This is a genomic window from Streptomyces sp. P9(2023) (assembly GCF_032436795.1).
Taxonomy (GTDB): Bacteria; Actinomycetota; Actinomycetes; order Streptomycetales; family Streptomycetaceae; genus Streptomyces.
This window is the reverse complement of sequence record NZ_JAUPWM010000775.1, coordinates 1-243: the sequence shown is the minus strand read 5'-3', so window position 1 is coordinate 243 and position 243 is coordinate 1. Positions and strand designations below refer to the sequence as shown.

Below are 243 nucleotides of genomic sequence, written 5' to 3'. Positions count from 1 at the left end.
CATCGACGAAGCCGACGTTGCCGATGGCGCGCGCGCCGACACCCGCGCCGATCACCGGGACGCGTTCGCGGGTGTGGTCGGTGCCGCTCCATGTCGGGTCGTTGCCGTGGTCGGCAGTGAAGATGGCAAGATCGCCGGGGCGAAGGCGTTCAAGGTACTGCGCTACGATTTCATCGAACCATTCCTGGGCCTTGGCATAGCCCTCCGGGTCGCGGCGGTGGCCATAGAGGCTGTCGAATTCGA

1 pseudogene is annotated in these 243 nt (G+C 65.8%); it reads right to left on the bottom strand.

What is annotated here, in order from left to right:
- A pseudogene (locus tag Q5762_RS39405) lies at positions 1–243 on the bottom strand (phosphopentomutase); the annotation flags it as partial.